The 20,369-nt window shown below is 44.6% G+C and carries 10 protein-coding genes; 8 read left to right on the top strand and 2 right to left on the bottom strand.

The window, feature by feature from the left end:
- Positions 1 to 199 precede the first annotated feature (199 nt).
- Positions 200 to 2,299 carry a pentapeptide repeat-containing protein gene (locus F6K57_RS08785; RefSeq protein ID WP_293066643.1) on the top strand — a complete coding sequence of 700 codons (2,100 nt, stop codon included), beginning with the start codon at positions 200 to 202 and terminating at the stop codon, positions 2,297 to 2,299.
- 36 nt (positions 2,300 to 2,335) lie between these two features.
- Here the strand turns inward: F6K57_RS08785 and F6K57_RS08780 are convergent, their stop codons facing one another.
- On the bottom strand, positions 2,336 to 2,941 hold the full coding sequence (locus F6K57_RS08780) for a Uma2 family endonuclease (protein WP_293066640.1): 606 nt from the start codon (positions 2,939 to 2,941) through the stop codon (positions 2,336 to 2,338).
- A gap of 624 nt (positions 2,942 to 3,565) precedes the next feature.
- Here F6K57_RS08780 and F6K57_RS08775 point away from each other — a divergent pair.
- The 3 genes from F6K57_RS08775 (at position 3,566) to F6K57_RS08765 (ending at position 8,320) form a co-directional block, all read left to right on the top strand.
- Entirely contained in the window at positions 3,566 to 4,240 is a 675-nt protein-coding gene (locus F6K57_RS08775) for a response regulator transcription factor (protein WP_293018598.1), read from the top strand.
- Positions 4,241 to 4,607: 367 nt separating this feature from the next.
- Positions 4,608 to 6,557, top strand: coding sequence for a CHASE2 domain-containing protein (locus F6K57_RS08770; RefSeq protein WP_293066637.1), 1,950 nt, complete (start codon positions 4,608 to 4,610; stop codon positions 6,555 to 6,557).
- A 971-nt stretch (positions 6,558 to 7,528) separates the two neighbouring features.
- Entirely contained in the window at positions 7,529 to 8,320 is a 792-nt protein-coding gene (locus tag F6K57_RS08765; protein WP_293066634.1) for a DUF928 domain-containing protein, read from the top strand.
- A 16-nt stretch (positions 8,321 to 8,336) separates the two neighbouring features.
- On the opposite strand, the gene F6K57_RS08760 is transcribed toward F6K57_RS08765, so the two are convergent.
- A complete protein-coding gene (locus F6K57_RS08760) occupies positions 8,337 to 11,135 on the bottom strand; it encodes a CHAT domain-containing protein (RefSeq protein ID WP_293066631.1) in 2,799 nt (932 codons plus the stop codon).
- A gap of 355 nt (positions 11,136 to 11,490) precedes the next feature.
- On the opposite strand from F6K57_RS08760, the gene F6K57_RS08755 reads away from it, so the two are divergent.
- The 4 genes from F6K57_RS08755 to F6K57_RS08740 all read left to right on the top strand — a co-directional run bounded on the left by F6K57_RS08755 (position 11,491) and on the right by F6K57_RS08740 (position 19,963).
- Positions 11,491 to 16,425, top strand: coding sequence for a filamentous hemagglutinin N-terminal domain-containing protein (locus F6K57_RS08755; protein ID WP_293066628.1), 4,935 nt, complete (start codon positions 11,491 to 11,493; stop codon positions 16,423 to 16,425).
- 434 nt (positions 16,426 to 16,859) lie between these two features.
- The gene (locus tag F6K57_RS08750; protein ID WP_293066625.1) at positions 16,860 to 17,729 is read left to right on the top strand and encodes a calcium-binding protein; all 870 of its coding nucleotides are present in this window, start codon (positions 16,860 to 16,862) and stop codon (positions 17,727 to 17,729) included.
- A gap of 177 nt (positions 17,730 to 17,906) precedes the next feature.
- Complete coding sequence (locus F6K57_RS08745; RefSeq protein WP_293066622.1) at positions 17,907 to 18,248, top strand: hypothetical protein; 342 nt, start codon at positions 17,907 to 17,909, stop codon at positions 18,246 to 18,248.
- Between the two features lie 41 nt (positions 18,249 to 18,289).
- Positions 18,290 to 19,963 (top strand): ShlB/FhaC/HecB family hemolysin secretion/activation protein, encoded by a 1,674-nt coding sequence (locus F6K57_RS08740; protein WP_293066619.1) that lies wholly within the window; start codon positions 18,290 to 18,292, stop codon positions 19,961 to 19,963.
- Positions 19,964 to 20,369 lie beyond the last annotated feature (406 nt).

Below are 20,369 nucleotides of genomic sequence, written 5' to 3'. Positions count from 1 at the left end.
GTGAAGGGAGTGTGTATCAACACTATATAGTTTATTTTTGATGCCACTCCATAGTTATTCGCGAAAGTATTTCCAGAATCTTGATTTATTGGTTTTAATTTATAATAGAAAGCGATACATAATTTACTTCAAATAAAATAAATTGTGATAATTTTTGTTCCCTACTTTCTATTTCATTTTCTATATATGATTATCGCTGATGAAAGCTGAAGAAGTTCTGAAACAATATGCAGCAGGAGAACGGGATTTCCAAAGGGTAAATCTTAGAGGTCAGTCATTCCGGGGGAAAGAGCTTTCAGGGGCAGATTTTAGTGAAGCGGATATTAGAGGAACGAATTTTAAGAATGCTAATCTAACTGGAACTCAGTTCTGTAAAGCGAAGGCAGGATTACAGAAACGGTGGGTAATCGTTCTTCTGTTGGTTTCCTGGATAACGTCAGGACTATCAGGAATTATTTCCTCATTTGGTGGGGTGTTAGTAGCCTTAGTATTTTACTCTGGTAGCAACGTAGAACTACAAGTCTTCGGCTGGACAACACTGGTTGTAATAATTGCCTTATTTGCTGTTATTCAACGTCTAGGTATAACCTCCGCCTCCGCCTTTGCCTCCGCCTCCGCCTTTGCCTCCGCCTCCGCCTTTGCCTCCGCCTCCGCCTTTGCCATAGCCATAGCCATAGCCATAGCCGTAGCCTTAGCCTCCGGCTTCACCGTAGCCTCCGCCGTAGTTATAGCCTCCGCCATAGCCTTAGCCTCCGCAATAGCCTTCGCCTCCGCCGTAACCTCCGTCATAGCCATAGCCTCCGCCTTCGCCATAGCCTCCGCAATAGCCTCCGCCTTCGCCTTTGCCATAGCCATAGCCTCCGCCTTCGCCATAGCCTCTGCAATAGCCTCCGCTTCCGCCTTTGCCTCCGCCTCCGCCTTCGCCTTACTTGCCACTTACCTGGGCTGGCATGTTCTAAAGGGGGACCCCAGAGATGTCTGGATTCGCACTATTGCTATTGCTTTTGCTGCCATAGGAGGAACCAGTTTTTACAAAGCTGATTTAACCAATGCTGATTTTACGGGAGCTATCCTTAAAAGTACAGATTTAAGGGAGGCTACTATCACTCGTACTTGTTGGAGGGAAACTATTAAACTTGACCGAGTTAGACCCGGAAAAAAATATCTTCAATATGAAAACATTAGACAATTGTTGATAACTGGAGAGGGACAATATAAAAATTTTGATCGGCTCGATCTAAGAGGTATTAATTTAAAGGAAACTAATCTACAAGATGCTAGCTTTAGTGGAACAGAATTAAACCGAGCTAACTTACAAAATGCTAATTTATCCAGAGCTAAACTGATACAAACTCAATTAGATAAAGCCGATCTAACGGGTGCGACGCTCACGGGAGCTACGATTGAAGATTGGGGTATCACTAGTCATACTCAATTGCAGGGGGTGAAATGTCGGTATGTCTTCATGCGCTTACTCACTAAAGATAACCCGAACCCCCGTCGTAAGCCGGATAATTGGGAGGAGGAGTTTGAAGATGGGGATTTTGCTGACTTCATTAAACCCATAGTTGATACTCTAGACCTCTATCATAATCAGGATGTTGACCCTCGTGCGATCGCAATTTCTTTTAAGCAGTTAGCTGAAAATAATCCTGATGCTGAACTGGAGATTGTGGCAATGGAGAAGCGAGGTAAGGATAAGTTCTTACTTCGTGCAGCAACTGCATCTAATGCAGACCACTCTAAGCTGAATAGAGAGTATTTCACAACTTATAACAATACAAAAGCATTCGCAGAAACCGAGGCGCAGGTACTTTTAACAGAGAAAGATAGCCGGATTTCGAGTCTAGAAACTATGATCCAAACAGCACTTCAGCGTCCTATTTTTTATGCAGAAGCCTATAATCATCAAGGAGATACTATGTCACAAGCCCCTAAGAAAGTTTCTAAATTTGACCTAAACAATCCTCAGTTTGGTGGAGGATTAGTGGATGCCGATACCGTTCATGCTCAAAATATAGGTAGAGACATCAATAATAATTATTCTTCAGAGCAAAAACAAAACCTAGCAGAAGCAGCCGCTGAAATTCAGCAATTAATCCAACAACTAGAGAAAACCAACCCTACCGCCACAGAAGCACAGCAAGAAGCCTTTGTCAGTGCAGCCATTACACCAACTAAGAAAGAAAGGCTAATTAATGCTCTCAAAGAAGGTGGTCAAGGAGCAATTGAAGAATTCCTTAATAACCCATATTTGAATGTAGCAATTAGAATTATTGAAGGGTGGAGAAACCCTTAATTTTACAAGTGACAATGGTGGTGATAACTCCTGCCCTTACCAGATTTTCCCCAGCTTCAGCACGAAACCCGGCAGCACCGACTCATCCCCCTTTACCGTAGCAGGATTGTCCAACTGCTCCACTTCCCCACCAGGACGGTAAATATACACTCGACGATTATTGGGGTCAATCAACCACCCCAACCTCGCGCCATTGTCCATGTACTCTTGCATCTTGTCTTTGAGGTCTTTGAGCCTATCACTGGGGGAACGCAATTCAATCACAAAATCTGGGCATAGAGGAGCAAATTTTTCCTGTTGTTGAGGTGTTAGGGCTTCCCATCTTTCTAAGGTTACCCAAGAGGCATCAGGGGAGCGCTCCGCACCATTGGGAAGCTTAAAGCCAGCAGAAGAGTCAAAACCCTTGCCTGTGCCATCTTGTTCTACCCAACTCCACAACTGACCATTGAGACTGAAATTTCGACCTCCGGTTCCACTGCCTGTTGGGGGCATAACAATTATTTCTCCCTCTGACGTGCGTTCAATCCGTAAATCTCGATTAATCTGACAAAATTCAAAAAACTGATCATCATCCATGTCCAATGCTGGGGGCATCTTCAGCACAATCGGATTAGTTTCAACAGGTTTGGTGGCTACTGTCATGATTGAGCTACTTCCCGCACAAAAGAGTTTCTTCTATTATAATTACTGGTATTTATCTACCCCATCGGTTTGGTACCGGTGGGGTTTGGTTTGGTCCTAGCTTACTTTTAGGTGCGACCCGTGGCGAATTTAATTCTTGATGCGGAAAGCGCACCTTTGACTTCTGACTTCTAACTTCTGACTTGCGCGTAGCGCTGTATGTAGTTTTCAGCAATCCTACTGACTGAATTCTACCCAGTTATTGTCTTAAACCAGCAATCAACTTGGTAGACAAGGGGATTGCTTTATCTATCTGTGTCTTTTTAAGCTAAAAAGTCAGCAGTGGTTCTACCTATTTGTAAGCATTCAGCAGTCAGCGGTCAGCCGTCAGCTATTTTCTTCAAAAGCTGTTCGCGTAGGGTGCGCATAGCGCATAGGCTGATAGCTGATAGCTGATAGCACCTCAAGTAGCGTGCGTGGCACAGGCTTCTAGCCTGTGAGGTAGCGCTAATCGCTGATAGCTGATAGCTGAATGCTTACACCTATTTAAGACTGATGACAGGAAAAACTTGGCTGTCTTAAAACCTCGTTGGCTAAATTGCAACGATAGGTTCCAATGGTGAATAGGAAACATAGAGGGAATTGATGATGAGCCAAGATTTACCAAAGCCAGGGAAACTGAAGCTCCTTGTGGTTGATGACCACGAATTGATGCTGGGTGGAATAATCGACACCCTACGACGGAAGTATCCAGAAGCGGAAATCCTAACAGCTCAAACGTTCCAGAGCGCTCTGGAACAACTGGAACGATTTCAGCTTGACCTTGTTATTGTAGATCTTTCCATTCCAGAAGCCTCTGAGAATACAGCTAAAATCGATACGGGCATTAAACTTTTGCAGATAGTGATGAAGCAGTACCCCAACCTCAATCTTGTGGTGCTCAGCACTTACCTCAAAGCTCTGGTGCGGATTAAGGATGAGATTGACGAGCACAAAGGGGGTTTCACGGTGGTAGATAAGGGTTTCTCCGGTCAGGTTATGTTAACTAGAGTTGACTGGGCATTGCAGGGATTAACCCATACAAAAGATCTAAAGATGCTCAAAGGAGAAGTCAAGCCAGAGTGGCTGGAGGTACTCACCCTAGCATTTCATGAGGAATTGCAAGATAGGGCAATTGCTGAGCGTATGCATAAAAGTGAACGAACTGTGGTTCACTACTGGACGAAAATTCGAGACGTTCTGGGTGTTTATCCTGAAGACGGGAAGAATCTCCGAATTCAAACTGAGATGCGAGCCAGAGAAGAAGGGTTTATTGATTGATATAGCGGTTTTCAATTGGCTGAGGTACAGATTCCTGGGTTTTAGGGAACAGGGAACAGGGAACAGGGAACAGGGAATAGGGAACAGGGAATAGGGAATAGGGAATAGGGAATAGGGAATAGGGAATAGGGAAAAAATCCTGTGTACCTCATAGTTATAGCGATTTGCAGATAAGTTAATTATTAAAATGAGGCAAAAAAGATAAAGTCCAATTCTTAATTTACAATAATAAATAACTTAGGTTAGATGCCAACTGATCTATTCCCTATTCCCTGTTACCTGTTTCCTAAAAAACCATAAAATATACTTAACAAAGTCGCAAAGCGCTATCTTAAAAACGCTGTAAATTAAGCAAGGGTAAAAACTGTTGTTGCTAAGTATTTGGCCAAAAATAAGAAACAAAATTGCTACCTGGCGTGGAGGAGAATTGCCAGGAATTGCAGTGATTGGACTGGTAATCTTAGCCCGTCTCAATGGGTCACTTCAATTTAGTGAGTGGATCACCCTCGATACTTTTCTGCGCCTGCGTCCTTCTGAACCTATGGATGAACGGGTTGTTATTGTTGGAATTGATGAAAAGGATATCCAGGATGTAGAAACCTATCCAATACCAGATCAAGACATTGCAAGGCTGCTGCGGAGATTGCAAACCTACAAACCCAGAGCAATTGGTCTTGATATTGTTCGGGATCTACCAGTTGAGCCAGGTCACGAGCAACTGGTTGAAACCTTTGAGGATATCAAGAATCTCATTGCCATTGAAAAAGTATTACCAACTAAAATTAAGCCACCACCCGGATTTCCCCCGGAACGGATTGGTTTCTCAGATGTTATTCCAGATCAAGATAGCAAGCTCAGGCGCAGTATTCTTGGGATGTATAGGGATGAAACTAGGAAAGAATATGTATTCTCCCTGGCTTTACTGCTGGCGAAAGCTTATTTGGGTGCTGAGAAGGAAAAGATTGAACTTGAAAATGGCATTCACGATCGCCATACTATGCGCTTTGGTGAGACTGAGCTACCTCGCTTTTTGACCAATTCCGGTGGATATGTGGGCACTGATCACTTTGGAGTTCAAGTGCTGCTCAATTTTCGCAGTGGTCGCAAACCGTTTAGACGCTTATCTGTGAGGGATATCGAAACAGGGCAATTTAATTCAAGTTGGATTCGCGATCGCATTGTTATTGTTGGAGTCACTACTCCCAGCATCAAAGACACTGTCAATACCACTGCCATCAAGGGTTTGAACCCTCCTGGAGAAATCTATGGGGTGGAATTTCATGCCCATGCTACTAGTCAAATTCTCAGTGCCGTTCTGGATCAGCGATCGCTTTTAAGAACTTGGTCAGATCCCTGGGAATATCTATGGATTTTAGGTTGGGGTTTTCTGGCCATGGGTCTTGGTCGGCTCACTCAATCCCCATTCAAAAATCTGTTTGGTGTTGGGGTTGCCAGCTTCGGACTAGTTGGAGTTGGTTATGTGTTCCTAGCTTGGGGCTGGTGGATTCCAGTAGCACCAGCGTTGTTAATTTTAGTCATAAATAGTTTACTATTTCCTGCTTTCTATCACTATGACCAGGCTTTGAGGTCTCAGATCAATGTGCGCCAAGGGACTATCGAGGAAACATTTAATCTCATTCATAATGGTCCAATGCAAACACTAGCCTACACTATTACGCGCATTCAAAACCAGGATTTGCCACAAGACGAATTACTGTTGAAACTTCAAACTATCAAGGATGACATATGGGATATTTCAGAATACCTCAAACAAGAAACTCTGACTCAAGAAGAAACTCTCCGTCTAGGAAGTAACCTAAAACTGTCATTGAAGCGCCCAATAAGTAAGCTTTTATATGAAGTCTGTAGAGATACCCTGGAACGGAATCTTCCTTGTTTTGAGACCCTCAAGCTTAAAGTTATTAAATTTGAGCCGATACCGGAACAATATTTAACTATTGAGCAAAAGCGAAAACTCTGCCAGTTTCTGGAAGAAGCTTTGTGCAATGTCGGGAAACATGCTAAAGGAGTAACTCGTATTACTGCCATTGGCAAGCTACATGATGAATGGTACACTCTGAGTCTTAAAGATAATGGCTCGGGCATCTGTTCATCCTCTGAAAACCGAGGAACAAAGCAATGTAAAAATCTGGCGAAACAACTAGGAGGAACATTTAAGCGAGAGCCCCTTTCTCCCCAAGGAACTCTGTGCGAGTTAACCTGGCCTCTAGCAGGTCGTAACTGGAGTCTCGCCAAAGTTAGCTATGGCTTGAAAACTCTTTTTTTGAAAGGTTTGAAATATATCAAAAAACGATAAAATAGACTTCGCAGCGGGTGCATGTCAATTTTGTTAATCCCTGATTCAGATCCCCCTAAATCCCCCTTAATAAGGGGGACTTTTCAATCTAATTTCCCCCTTTTTTAAGGGGGGTTAGGGGGGATCTATGTACCTAATTACAAAGTTGACATGCTCCCCTTCGCAGCAGTTGTCGGTAATAGGGAATCGGGAATCGGGAACAGCGAAGAAAGAAGAGGGAACAGGACAAACATTATGTGTACCTCATTAGGCTAAAAAACGCTATAAACATTCAGCTATCAGTAAATTTTCGTAGGGTGCGTTAGGGGTGGGATTGCCCTGATTTTCCGCCTCTTTGCCAGCGTTGAAATAGCCCACCCCGTAACGCACCACCGGCTCAAACTAAATAATCTAAAGTCTCTGCAAATTTTCCTGACCAGAGGAACTTTTATCATGTCTTGATGCAGTCGCTCATGGAGAGCCCAATTCCCGATTCTCAATTCTCAATTCTTAATTCTCAATTCTCAATTATACTTGGTGGTGCGTTACGGGACTGGCTATCTCAACCCTGGCTACGAAGTGAAAAATAACGGCGAGCCCGTCCCTAACGCACCCTACTACTATATAGCGTTTATAGGACTCATGAGGTACAGTCTTCTTTGACGTTAATTCCCTTTGAGGTGCGCTTTCCGTTGGCGAATTAAATTCGCCACGGGTCGCACCTCTTAATGCAGCGCATCGCTATTCCCTCTTATCTCTTCCCTGTTCCCAGATCCGCTGTTCCCTGTTCCCTAAAATCCAGAAATTGTGTACCTCACAAGTAGTATAATTGCTATATAAAGCTTAGCTGTGTAGTTTTCAGCAATTAATATTACCAAACTAAGTTATCCATTTCTCTGATATTTTTCATAAAGTTGGTAGCAAGCATCCAGTCATGGCTACCCTATTCGTAGTATTGTTTCAATTAAATAAGCATCTACTCAATCAATATTATGATGGCTGAAATTGTGGGGCTTTTTAACAAACCCATTAACGTTAGAGTAGTAACTGGTTGTGTCTTGAGTTTAGCGCTGGTGGCAACTCCGGCAGTTGTAGCTAGAGCTGAGTATAAGCCTCCTGAGGATCAAAAAACTCCCGATAAAGAGACCAGAACGAATTCGGGAACGACTAGGGGGTGTGATGGAGGAGATATACCGTTAACGGTTCTTGCCTCTCAAAATTATGTTGGGCGAACCACTTCTACCCATCCAACATTTGCTTGGTTTGTGCCTGACTCCAAATCCTTAAAGCTGAAATTCACCATCTACAGCCGTGGCTCAGATGGTAACTTCACAGAAGTCCATAGCATGTCATTGCAGAGTTCACCAGGGATTATGACCCTATCCCCCTTTCCAGAAGGTGAACCAGGGCTCTTAGTGGGCAAAGACTATGTCTGGCAAGTTGTAATCCTTTGTGATCCTAGTGCCCCATCAAGTGCTTTAGTAGACAGAGCACAAATAGAGGTTGTGGAGATGCCGCCAGATTTGCAAGAGAAACTTGACAATGCAGTCGATAGCGCCGAAAAAGCAGATCTGTATGCTGAGGCTGGTTTCTGGTACAACGCACTAGATGAAGCCCTCAAACTGGCTGAAGAGTCGAAACTTGGAGTTGTGGCATCTGCTCTGTTGGAAGACCTGGCTCAGTGGGAAAAACCAAAACCATCACAAGACTTGACTGAAGAGGAGCGGGAATCGATTGAAAAACGGATGGGGTACTTGATCGACATTGCTAACGTTGCCCGATAATCCAGTGAACCCCGCTCTACAGCCAATTACCAATTATGATGAATGGTGCCCAATGGGCGGGGTGCCTTTTTGGAATCATATCCTTTTGAGCTTCTTTGAGAGCTTCTGCTTTGCTCATTCCCGATTGGAGGTTATGGTAAAACTGAGTGACTAACTCTGAAGTATCGTTATCTGGAATATACCAAAGGGAAGCTAGGGCGCTTCTGACACCAGCTTGTACAATGATACCAGCTAGACCTAGAGTTGTACGGTCGTCTCCTGTAGCAGTTTGACAAGCGGTAAGCACAAGCAACTCTACTGGTTTAGATCCACGACTTAAGCGGCGGATGTCTTTCTCTAGCTCAGTGATTGTGAGCTTTTCATTATTACCTGTGACTAAAAAAGTGTCCTCTGGAATTGTGCCGAACTTACCGTGAGTGGCAATGTGAAGAATTGGGTAAACTGTTTGTTGGAGTTCTTGCTGCAAGCTCTTGCGGGTAAATTGCTCATCCAACAGGGTTTTGCTTGCTGGGAATTGAGCTTTGACGTTTTCGATTTCCTTACGGACGTTTTCCAGTTTACTGAAACTTTCACCATCAATGACCGCTGGTTGAGTTAATCCCAAAGCGAGTGCTGCTAGTTCTTGACGGTTCAAGGCTTGGGGATTGGTTAGGGTAAGACTGGGAGTTGTGGCAATGGCATATTTTTCTACCAAAAATTCCTTACCATCATGGAGTGCCGCCATGGGAATGCTACGCAAGATGCCGTCCTGAATAAACACGAGTGTTTTTATCTGCGCTGACTCTAAATCAGAGGCAAATGGAGCAATCAGCCAGTTATACAGGTTCTTTGCTGGTGTTAAGAAAGCTTTAGTGATGTCATAAGATTCCTGTATTTTTGTCCGGAAGTCGTTGACTTCTTTGATTAGCCTTTGACTATCGACCTGTGACAACTTAAACTTTTTTAACCTCTTATCGCCGTTTGGTAGACTAACCATAATAGCAGCTTTCTCTTCCAGAATCATAAAGCTAAAGACGGCTGTGTCTTTTGTGACAAGCTCATCAATTTGTTTCTGGTTGAAGAGTGTTAAAAGACAATCATTCCCGAAGTAATTTTGTAGCTCTGCTAGTTTCAGGGAATCAACGGTTTTTAGGGCAGAATTCAGCTCTGTCTGGTACTGCTCAGAGTCAGAGGATAATGAATCGGCACGCTTGAGTGTTAGCTGAGCAAACTCGCGGTACAGAGGCTCAATGGTATCCCGAAAGTCAAATTGTAAGTTTCGCTGAGCAATCAGAATGTCGGTTCGGATACCCTGTTCACCTTTACCCTGTTCACTTTTACCCTGTTCACCTTCAAAACCTTCTAAGGTAGCGATCGCTTCTTTATAAGCATTGACCGCCTTATCTTTCTTGTTTTGGGCTTGGAAAATTTGACCCAGCTGCCACTGCCACAAATACAAGCTATCTTTTGCGGATAGATTTTGGTCAGCCATCCACCATGCCTTTTGAGTGAAGTCTAGGGCGTTTTGATAGTCTTGGCGGCAGTAATAGAGATGACCCAATTCACCCCATGCAAAAGACTCAGAACGGTAGTCCTTAATGCGTTGAGCAATGGAGACAGCTTGATTGAGGAGTGTTTCAGTCTCTGCTTCTAGCTGACGTTTGCCACAGGAATTGTGTTGGGACGTGTCAGTAACCACAGTCATCGGTTGCTCCAGTTTAGCTAAATCGATGGCTGCGTAGACTTTGTCCTGAGAATCCGGTAGTTCGTTGAACAATTCCTGAGCGTCTTGAATCCATTGGTTTCGCGCCTCTATTGATATTGATTCTTGAGGGCGGTAGGACAGTCGAATCAAATTGCGCAATGCTCGCATTTGAGCAGGTTGGTGATTTTGAGTGCGAGCTAGTTTGAGACTTTGCTGAAAATATTCCCCAGCTTGATTGTAATTATTGTTGGCATTTTTTCTAAATTCCTTGGTTGTTTCTTTCGCTCCCCGCTGTTTGGCAGAGCTAGCCCAGCGCTCCCAACGCTGAGCTTTGCTCAAGTAAGCATTACCTAGGTCGTTAAGAAATGAACTGCGATAGGGACTATCGGCGAGAATCTTGACTGTGTAATTTTTGCCCAATTTATCTATTGTACAGTCTTTTGTGCGTTGGGGGCTGATATCAAACTCAACTTTTTCAGCAATGCCTAAACCAGTCTGTAAACATTGAATTCCTTGGTCATAATCCCCTCTGAGAATATAGGCATTCCCCATACTTCCCAAAGCAGCAGCCTCTCCCTTCCAATCCTGATGAGCGCGAGCAACTTTCAAGGCACTGTCTTGGACACAACTGGGTTTGTTTTTAGAATTTTCATCAGTATTAGGGGCTCCACATAGCAGCGCCAGAGCTTTTCTCGGTTGTCCAAAACTATTGTAGGCTTGAGCCAGTTCTGTTTTCATTCGCCCCATTTGTTGCCAGTTCCTTAGCTGTTGATAGTCAAGGATGGCTTGCTCCCAATTACTGATTGCCTCCTGGATGTGACCAATCTTTTGATTGGCTCTGGCCAGATTTTCCCGGACAATTGCGCTATTGGTATAGTTGTTGCTCTGTTGGTAGAGCGTCAAGGCATTTTGCCAGAGCTCTATGGCAGCTTGATAATCTCCGGCTTGGTAATACTCAACCCCTTTTTGCACGAGTTGACTGGGGTTGGCAGGCTGGGTGGTTGCCATATTTCCCGGTTCAGCTGGTTGAGCGATTGAGGGAAGATGACCTAGCCCTATACAAACGGTAAGGCTAAACAGAAATAGTATTCCTAAAAAGCGATCGCTCCTGGATTTAGGTTTTCTGGACATCACTAGGACTGCTCTGTAACTGCTCTGGAAAACTTAGGTTAATTATCACCCTAAAGCAGCAACTAAGCTTATTTAGTTGCTGACAATAATAATTGCACAATTGCGCAATTATTATTGCTTATATTGGCAATCAAGTTTGTAGGAATCGTTAGCCTGATAGGTTAACCGAATACCTTATAATTCTTTCTCAGGGAGCAAAAAAGTAAAAACGGGAGCAAGGAGAATAATTCCATGGTTAATCAATCTTGGGGGTTGCTGAATCAAGTAATGAATAGAAGTAGAGTGGGCATCCTGCCCGCCCGAAAATATAGAGTGGGCATCCTGCCCGCCCGAAAATAAGCATGAAACTGGCAAGATGCCAGTTCCACCAAGATGCCCATTCCACACAACTCTTCAAATCATTCCATTATTAAGCAACGCTCAATCTTGGGGTCGTTGCTGTGGCTTATTGAAGGTAGCCAGTTGCTTAACACTCGGTGTGTTTTTTCCCTTTGATAAACATCAAGCCTTGGCTGAAGTGACACCAGATACGACTTTAGGGGCTGAACGTTCTCGGGTTACGCCTGATGCTCAGGTTAGGGGAGGGCTAGCGGATTTGATAGAAGGTGGAGCAGAACGAGGGGCAAATCTGTTCCACAGTTTTACTGATTTTAATGTTGAGGAGTTACAACGGGTTTATTTTGCTAATCCAGCAGGGATTGAAAATATTATCTCACGGGTGACTGGCACTAATCCCTCAAGTATTTTGGGCACCTTGGGAGTCGATGGTGCTGCTAATCTATTTTTACTGAATCCCCATGGGATTATCTTTGGAGCGAATGCTCAACTGGATATTCAGGGTTCGTTTGTGGCGAGTACAGCGAATTCGATCACCTTTGGGGATGGGTCATCCTTTAGTGCCAATCCGGACAATTCGTCGTTGTTAACCGTGAGTGTGCCTTTGGGATTGCAATATGGGACGAATCAAGCTGGTGCGATCGCTAATGCTGGGAATTTGGCAGTTGGTTCGGGACAAACTCTCAGCTTATCCGGTGGTACGGTAACTAGCACTGGCTCCCTGACAGCAGCTGGTGGCCGGGTTGAGGTTCTCGGAAATCAGGTTAGCTTGTTGGATAATGCCCGAATTGATGTCTCCTCTGACACCGGTGGCGGTACAGTATTGATTGGGGGAGACTTTCAGGGTAATGGCACGGTTCCCAATGCAGTACATACCTTTGTGGGCTCGGATGTAACGATTAATGCCGATGCCTTGACCAATGGGGATGGGGGCAAGGTGATTGTTTGGGCGGATCAGACAGCAAGCGTTCACGGAACCCTTACAGCAAGGGGAGGAACTGTTTTCGGTGATGGGGGATTTATTGAAACCTCTGGTCAACAGTTTCTTAATCTGACCAGTACTCCCGATGCTAGTGCTCCTAATGGCAGTGGTGGCACCTGGCTAATCGATCCCACTGATATCACACTCGCCAATGGTGGTGGTGCTATTGGGACCAATACAGTTGATGTTGCTAATATTAATGCTGCCCTGAATACGGGCACCAACGTCACAATTTCAACAAGTATCGGTGGCACTGATCAAGGTAACATTACTCAGAACAATGATGCACCAATTAGCAAGACAGCAGGAGGAGACGCAACTCTTACCTTGCAGGCAGAAAACGATATTTTTCTGTTCGCTGATATTACTTCCAATAGCGGTCAGTTGAATATAGAGCTGTTAGCTGATAGTGACAATAGCGGAGCAGGCGCTATTGGTATTTTTAATGCCACGATTGATACTAATGGCGGAAATTTCAGTAGTTTGGGCAGGGGAACGACGAATTCCAACGGGTGGGGACACCATCTTAACAATGCTAACATCAACGCTGGAGGTGGCAATCTTAAATTAGAGGGGACGGGAATAGCTGATGGCACTGGCAATGGCATCGGCATTTTTCTGGAGAACAGCGAATTAAAAACCACCGGGCTAGGGACGATTACTCTAATTGGCAATGGTGGAATCGGAGGGGATGATAGTATTGGCGTTGATGTTACGAACAACACGATCATTAGTTCAGAAAATGGGGATATTAGGCTAACAGGTACTGGCAAAGGTTTTAATAATGGAAGAGGTATTCAAATTCGTGACAATGGTCTAGTACGTTCCACTGGGACGGGGAATATTTTTCTGAGTGGTACTACTACGGGTACTGGCAGTGACAACTATGGCATCCTAATTCGGGAACAGTTCGCTGGAGGTCCTAGTGTGGTAGAAGCCACTGGAACAGGGAACATAACCCTAGTAGGTATTAATAATGGTATTGGGACAGACGGTAATCACGGGATAAGTATTCGCTCCGGTTCTAGGGTTTCTGCAACAACTGGAAATCTTAGCTTGACAGGTACTGGAAACGGCACTGGAAGCGGCAATACAGGTATTTTCATTAACTCTGGCAGTGTAATTCAATCAACGGGTACTGGAGCTATCACTTTGGAGGGAACAAGTGCTGCTGGAACTTCTGAGAATCAAGGCATACGAATTTATGGTAATGGTTCCAGAGTGAGTGGAAAAGATGGAAATATCACCCTCACAGGTACAGCAGCTCCAAGTAATGGAGATCTTAACCACGGCATTTATATTTTGAATCGAGGCTTGGTGCAATCGACTGGAGCAGGCTCTATCGAAATAACAGGTACTGCTAACGCAAGCAGTAATGTTGGGTTTGGCAACGAGGGCATTTCGATTGTAGCTGGCGGTGGGGTAGAATCCACTGGAACAGGAATGATTACCATGACGGGAAATGGGGGGAATGGTGGAATCGGGTCGGACGGGGATCAAGGAATCGTTGTTTTAGGTTCCAACACTAGAGTGACATCGGTAGATGGCGATATCCTCTTGAGAGGAATTAGCAGAGGAACCGGAACTAACAATTACGGTATTTGGTTAGGTGCAGCCGGCGGTGGCGTAGTGCGAACTACTGGAACTGGAAACATTACTCTAGAGGGCATTATTAGGGGCATTGGCAATAACAGTGAGGGGATTTTCTTTGGTAATGGAGGTGCAATTGAAGCTATTGGCAAAAGAAGCTTGATACTCAACGCCCTCGGAGACATTAATACTAAGGATATTTCTAATCCCAGTGGCTCGATTACCCTCACCAGCACCAATGGTAGTATCGATACTACAGCAGGTATTATCAGCACATTTTCCTTTGGCAGTGGCGGAGATATAACCCTGTCTGCTGACGGTGACCTTAACCTTGGTCCTATTGATTCTCGTGGTCGCAATGTTGCAGGGGGTGATATTACGCTGACCAGCACCAATGGTAGTATCGATACTACGGCAGGTAGTCTCAGCACATATTCCTTTGGCAGTGGCGGAGATATAACCTTGTCTGCTGACGGTGACCTTAACCTTGGTTCTCTTGACTCTAGTTCTCTTGATTCTAGTGGTCGCGATGTTGCAGGCGGTAATATTACGTTAAATAGCAATGGCGCAATCATAGCAAAAAATCAGCGCATTATTAGCGAAACTCGTGGCTCTGTTAAGGCTGGTGACATTAATATCAAGGCTCAATCCGTTTCCTTTACTGGGACGAGAGTATCGACGATAACTCGTGGGGATGGCTTGGGAGGAAATCTCAACATTAATGCCTCTGATTCCATCAATATAACCAATGGTAGTCAATTGCTTGTCCAGACACTTGGTAATGGCGATGCTGGCAACGCAACCATTAATACTCAGCAATTGGTTGTACAAAATGACCGACCTGAATTGAATAGGTATACTGGAATAGGCACAGAAACACTTAGCAGTGGCAATGCAGGGAACTTAACCATCAATGCTTCCGAGTCTGTTAAACTAATTGGCAATCAATCCATAGTATTTAATCCTAACCTTCTAGACCCAGACTCAATTCTCCAGGCAGTTGAAACTGCTACAGGTTTGACAACAGCAACTTTTGGGACTGGTGATGGTGGTACTTTAAGCCTTACTACTCGTAGTTTAGTCATTCAGAATGGAGCTGGAATTATCTCAGGACCTGTTTTAAGTGACGAAAATGATGCACAAGGTACCTTGCCTGAGGGAAAAGGCGGAGAGTTAAGTATAACTGCTACCGAGTCTATCGAGATTCAAGGTCAGGCAGGCATACTGACTGGTACTCTCGGAAATGGTGATGCAGGAAACTTATTTTTAAATTCTGGCAGAATAATTCTTGAGGAGGGAGCTACAATTTCGGCAGATACAATTATTGGTCCTGTTGCTACTTCGGCAGATACAATTATTGATTCTGTTCCTACTTTTATTAATGCTTCCGGAAATGCCGGGGATATAACTATTGAAACCAACCAACTGAGCATCCGCAGTGGTTCACGTATTGGCGCAGCAACCACAAATCGAGGTGAAGGAGGAAATATAACCATCAATGCCTCAGAATTTATAGAAGTAACTGGTCTTTCTAAGGATGGCGAAGTTCCCAGTACTATATCTACAGAACTACTGGAAGGTTCAACAGGGCCTGCCGGAGACTTGAAAATTACTACTTCCAATTTAACCATCACAGATAGAGGCCAGATATCTGCCCAAAGTGAGGGAGAAGGCGACGCTGGCAACATCAATATCAATGTCTCAGACAGGTTAACAGCTACTGACGGCAATATCATTACTGCTACCACTCAATCTGCCGGAGGTGCTATCGATATCACAGCCAAAGATATTAGGCTACGGGGTGACAGTGACATCACCACTAGTGTCTTCAGCGGTGCTGACAACGGGGGCAATATCACCATCACCACTGACTCCCTCATTGCCTTTGCTGACAGTGACATCCTAGCCTTTGCCCGTGATGGCCGAGGAGGTGATATTACCTTCAAAACCCCTATCTTCTTCGGCTTTGCCTTCCGTCCAGCACCAAAAGGCACTGACCCAGCTACTTTAGATAATAATAACCGAGTCGATATCAACGCTAGTGGTGCTATCGATGGGGTTATCACTTTACCCAACCTCGATTTTATCGAAAACAGCCTGACAGAGTTACCGGACAATCTGATTGACACCGACAATCTACTAGCCAATAGCTGCATTGTCCGAACCAGTGAACAAGAGGGACAATTCATCATTACCGGTGGTGGTAACTTACCCACCCGCCCTGGGGATGCTTCAGTTTCACGTTATCCCACTGGAGAGGTACGCACGGTACCAAGTGAGAGTGCCTCTCGTCCTTGGCAAAAGGGTGACCCAATTGTTGAAGCAACGGGGGTCTATCAACTGCCCAATGGACGCCTAGTGATGGGGCGGGAATGTTCTTGAGGCTGGGAGTGAGGAATTTTGGGCAAAAGCTTGATCCTATACTTCCTTAGCTTCAAGCTTTAGCTTTTAGCACAACTACCGTAAACCAAAAAAGAGAGGCTTACTGGATTAGAGCCTCTCTTTTTGATTACCAATATGTAGTTTTCAGCAATCCCACTGACCAAATATTGCCATTAGTATTGCTTATCCAAGTCATCACATTGGTAGATACGGTTAATGAATTATAAAAGACTTAATTTTATTATGAAAATTAAGCAACAAGCAAGCTAATACAGTTGCTGAACAAATTATCTCTAACTAATTTGTTTTTTTGGCAAACTTAACGACTAAATTGTATCAAAATTTAAGGCTTAGACATTGGGTTTATCTAGAATTTATTGACTGAATATAACCCTTTGAAGTTACACAATTAAATTCTCTCAGGAGTAAAAACCATGGGAAATTACATCGGTGACAATGCTAACAATTACTTTCAAGCCCACAAGGAAGGTTGGTGGATATTCAAGAAATGGAAGTCTTGGACAATGACGGGGAATGGGGGCAATGATACCCTGATTGGCGGTCCGAAGAACGACACTTTATATGGTAATAGCGGCAACGATAACCTCTACGGTGAGGGTGGAAACGACTATCTGGATGGCTCGACTGGCCATGACTATATCTATGGTGGCTCAGGTAACGACACCCTTCTAGGTTACTCTGGACACGATAATTTATATGGTAATAGCGGCAACGATAATCTCTACGGTCAGAGTGGAAACGATTATCTGGATGGCTCGACTGGCCATGACTATATCTATGGTGGCTCAGGTAACGACACCCTTCTAGGTTACTCTGGAAACGATTACTTAAGTGGCAGTTCCGGCAATGACAGCCTCAAGGGTCAATCTGGCCATGATACATTACTTGGAGGAACGGGAACCGATACATTAGTCGGGGGTTCCGGTAATGACATCCTCAATGGTTATGGTGGCACTACAGGAGAATACGATATCCTCAGCGGAGACTACAGTTCATCCCAGCCTGGTGTTCAAGGTTCTTATGATGGAGCAGATACATTTGTTTTGGGGAATGCCTTTGGGGCATTCTATCTAGGCTCGGGCTATGCCACAATTACCGACTTCTACTGGTCTGAGGGAGATAAGTTCCAGGTTTATGGTAGTGCCAGTGACTACTCACTGAGCTTCCAAAACTGGTCTGGCAGCAGTGCAAAAGATACCTTGATTTACTATAAGAACGATCTTATCGGTGTGGTAGAAGACACCACTAATGTTGTGATTTCTTCGGACTTTAACTTCGTTTAAGACTCTTTCCAAAAACACCCTCAGCCTCTGGGGGTTGGGGGAAGCATTTGGATAGATATAGCGCTACGCCCAAGGCAAGAGCCATGCATACAAAAGTTGACTAAAACCGCTTTTGAGCTTGTATCAATGTCCTCTGAATACGTAGTGCTATAAATACGGGATAATTTTAATAGTTTTGTGGCATGGGCATCTTGGTGGAACAGGCATCTTGCCTGTTTCATTCCCAGGCATCTTGGTGGAACAGGCATCTTGCCTGTTTCCGGCCTCGGGCATCTTAGTGGAACAGGCATCTTGCCTGTTTCATTTCCGAGCAGGCATCTTGCCTGTTTCATTTCCGAGCAGGCATCTTGCCTGTTTCCGGCCTCGGGCATCTTAGTGGAACAGGCATCTTGCCTGTTTCATTTCCGAACAGGCATCTTGCCCGTTACAATTCCCAGGCAGGCAGGATGCCCACCCCACTCCTATTCATCCGAAGATTCAGCAATGCGAACAAAGCTGAAACTATGTATCATATACTGAGATCGATTATTGTAATTTCAGGCTCTAGCATTATTCCCATCGTGAGCCTAACTATGGGAGCAGTGGCTCAGTCTACTCCACCCCCAGGAGTTAACCTTCCCACCGAAACCCCTGAAAGAATTCAGGAAACCATTCCCACCCCATCCGATTTACCTCCTCCTGTTCCTGAAGAATCTCCAGCATCACCACCGGATCCAAGTCTAGAAATTCCTTCCTCTCCCCAACTCCCTGAAGTTCCAACTCCATCCACTGTGCCATTCTTCGTCACAGAAGTGGAGGTGTTGGGAAATACGGTTTTGCAAGAAGAAATTGCAGATAAAACAAACCAATATGAGAACCGTGAAGTAAGGTTTGAGGAGTTGCTTCAACTGCGTTCTGATATTACTAAGCTCTACATTGAAAATGGTTACATCACCTCTGGCGCATTTTTGCCCGTCCAAGACTTTAGCAAAGGTGTGGTGAAAATCCAGGTAGTTGAGGGTGACTTAGAACGGATTGAACTGGAGGGATTAAACCGTCTGCGGGAAGGATATGTGCGCAGTCGCCTTGAAGTGGCCACTGACACACCATTAAATCGAAGCCGCTTAGAAGAAGCCCTGAAACTGTTGCAACTTGACCCTTTGCTCAATCAAGTGGATGCCGAATTAACTGCAGGAAGCGGCTCTGGTAGCAATATTTTGCAAGTCAAACTCAAAGAAGCGTCTGCCTTTCACGCTGGTGTTTCTACCGCCAACAACCAATCTCCCAGCATTGGTTCACTACAAACCAGGCTGTTTGTTGCCCATGATAATCTTTTAGGTTTTGGCGATCGCTTCACCACTCAATACAGCTTTACCGAAGGGCTAGACCTCTACGATATCAACTATTCTATCCCCGTCAATCCCTACAATGGCACCCTTAGTGTACGCTACAACAACAGCGACAGCGGCATTATCGAAGATCAATTCGACGAGCTTGATATCGAAAGCGAAACTCGCACCTTTTCTGTCAGTTTTCGCCAACCGATATTCCGCTCCTCAGAACGTGAATTTGCTCTGAGTTTAGCCCTAGACTTGCGTCGCAGTCAAACCTTCTTACTCGGGGAACCTTTTTCTTTCTCAGTTGGTCCAGAAGACGGCGAATCCAAAGTAACGGTATTGCGATTTTCTCAAGATTGGATAGACCGTAGTAGCCCTAGTCGGATATTAGCTGCTCGCTCTCAGTTTAGTTTTGGGTTGGGTGCCTTTGATGCAACTATCAACAACACTGGGACTGACGGGCGATTCTTTAGCTGGTTGGGACAATTCCAATGGGTACAACAGTTGTCACCGAGAGCGACCCTGATAACACAAATTAATGCTCAGTTAACCCCAGATTCTTTGCTCTCCCTAGAACGCTTCAGTATCGGTGGCGTGGATACAATCAAAGGCTATCGACAAAACCAACTGGTTGCTGATAACGGTATCCTGGGTTCGGTACAAGTCCGAATTCCTCTCACTTCAGATCCTAGCAAACTACAACTAGCCCCTTTTTTTGAAATCGGTACAGCTTGGAATAATCTAGATCCTGACCCTGACCCCGCCACCATTGCTAGCCTGGGAGTAGGTTTGCGATCGCAAATTATCTCTGGTTTAGATTTGCGCCTAGACTATGGTATCCCCTTGATTAAGGTCAACAACCGAGGAAATTCACTACAAGAGAATGGTTTCCACTTTTCATTGGGCTATCAGCTGTAGGTTCGCAGCTGAGTTTTGAGCAAAAGTCTATGCGATCGCATTTCACTGAAATTCCTCCATACTAATGTGCTAAACAACCCATAAAACCCTTTTCAAATTCGGGTTACAGCAATTGCCTCAACCAAAATATACCCATGTTTATTAGGGGTTTATTTTTGCGTTCGCGTAGCGTGACCGTAGGTCAATCGCATTCCTCTAAAACTCTAGGTGTAATCGTCTCAAGACCACCATCAGATCAGCATCATAGCAATTGTACCCATTAATGGAAGTCAAAAGGTGAATCTCTCTGGATAGGCTTTGCTAACTAGGGGGATGAGCTGAGATTAGTAGTGTTAGGCTCTTAGTGTCGATAACTACTCTTACCGGGATTAGTTTGATGGAAGCCTGGGAGCTTCATTGTTTTAGG

The sequence above is a fragment of the Moorena sp. SIO4A5 genome (genome assembly GCF_010672005.1).
In the GTDB taxonomy this organism is placed as follows: domain Bacteria; phylum Cyanobacteriota; class Cyanobacteriia; order Cyanobacteriales; family Coleofasciculaceae; genus Moorena.
Note: the sequence above shows the minus strand (reverse complement) of the source record. Positions and strands in the feature narration are given on the sequence as shown.

What these genes read in the sequence shown, in the direction of transcription:
- F6K57_RS08765 (WP_293066634.1), top strand. Translation starts at nt 7,529, where the DNA reads ATGATGGCTGAAATTGTGGGGCTTTTTAACAAACCCATTAACGTTAGA.
- F6K57_RS08780 (WP_293066640.1), bottom strand. Translation starts at nt 2,941, where the DNA reads ATGACAGTAGCCACCAAACCTGTTGAAACTAATCCGATTGTGCTGAAG.
- F6K57_RS08760 (WP_293066631.1), bottom strand. Translation starts at nt 11,135, where the DNA reads ATGTCCAGAAAACCTAAATCCAGGAGCGATCGCTTTTTAGGAATACTA.
- F6K57_RS08750 (WP_293066625.1), top strand. Translation starts at nt 16,860, where the DNA reads ATGGGAAATTACATCGGTGACAATGCTAACAATTACTTTCAAGCCCAC.
- F6K57_RS08775 (WP_293018598.1), top strand. Translation starts at nt 3,566, where the DNA reads ATGATGAGCCAAGATTTACCAAAGCCAGGGAAACTGAAGCTCCTTGTG.
- F6K57_RS08755 (WP_293066628.1), top strand. Translation starts at nt 11,491, where the DNA reads ATGCCAGTTCCACCAAGATGCCCATTCCACACAACTCTTCAAATCATT.
- F6K57_RS08785 (WP_293066643.1), top strand. Translation starts at nt 200, where the DNA reads ATGAAAGCTGAAGAAGTTCTGAAACAATATGCAGCAGGAGAACGGGAT.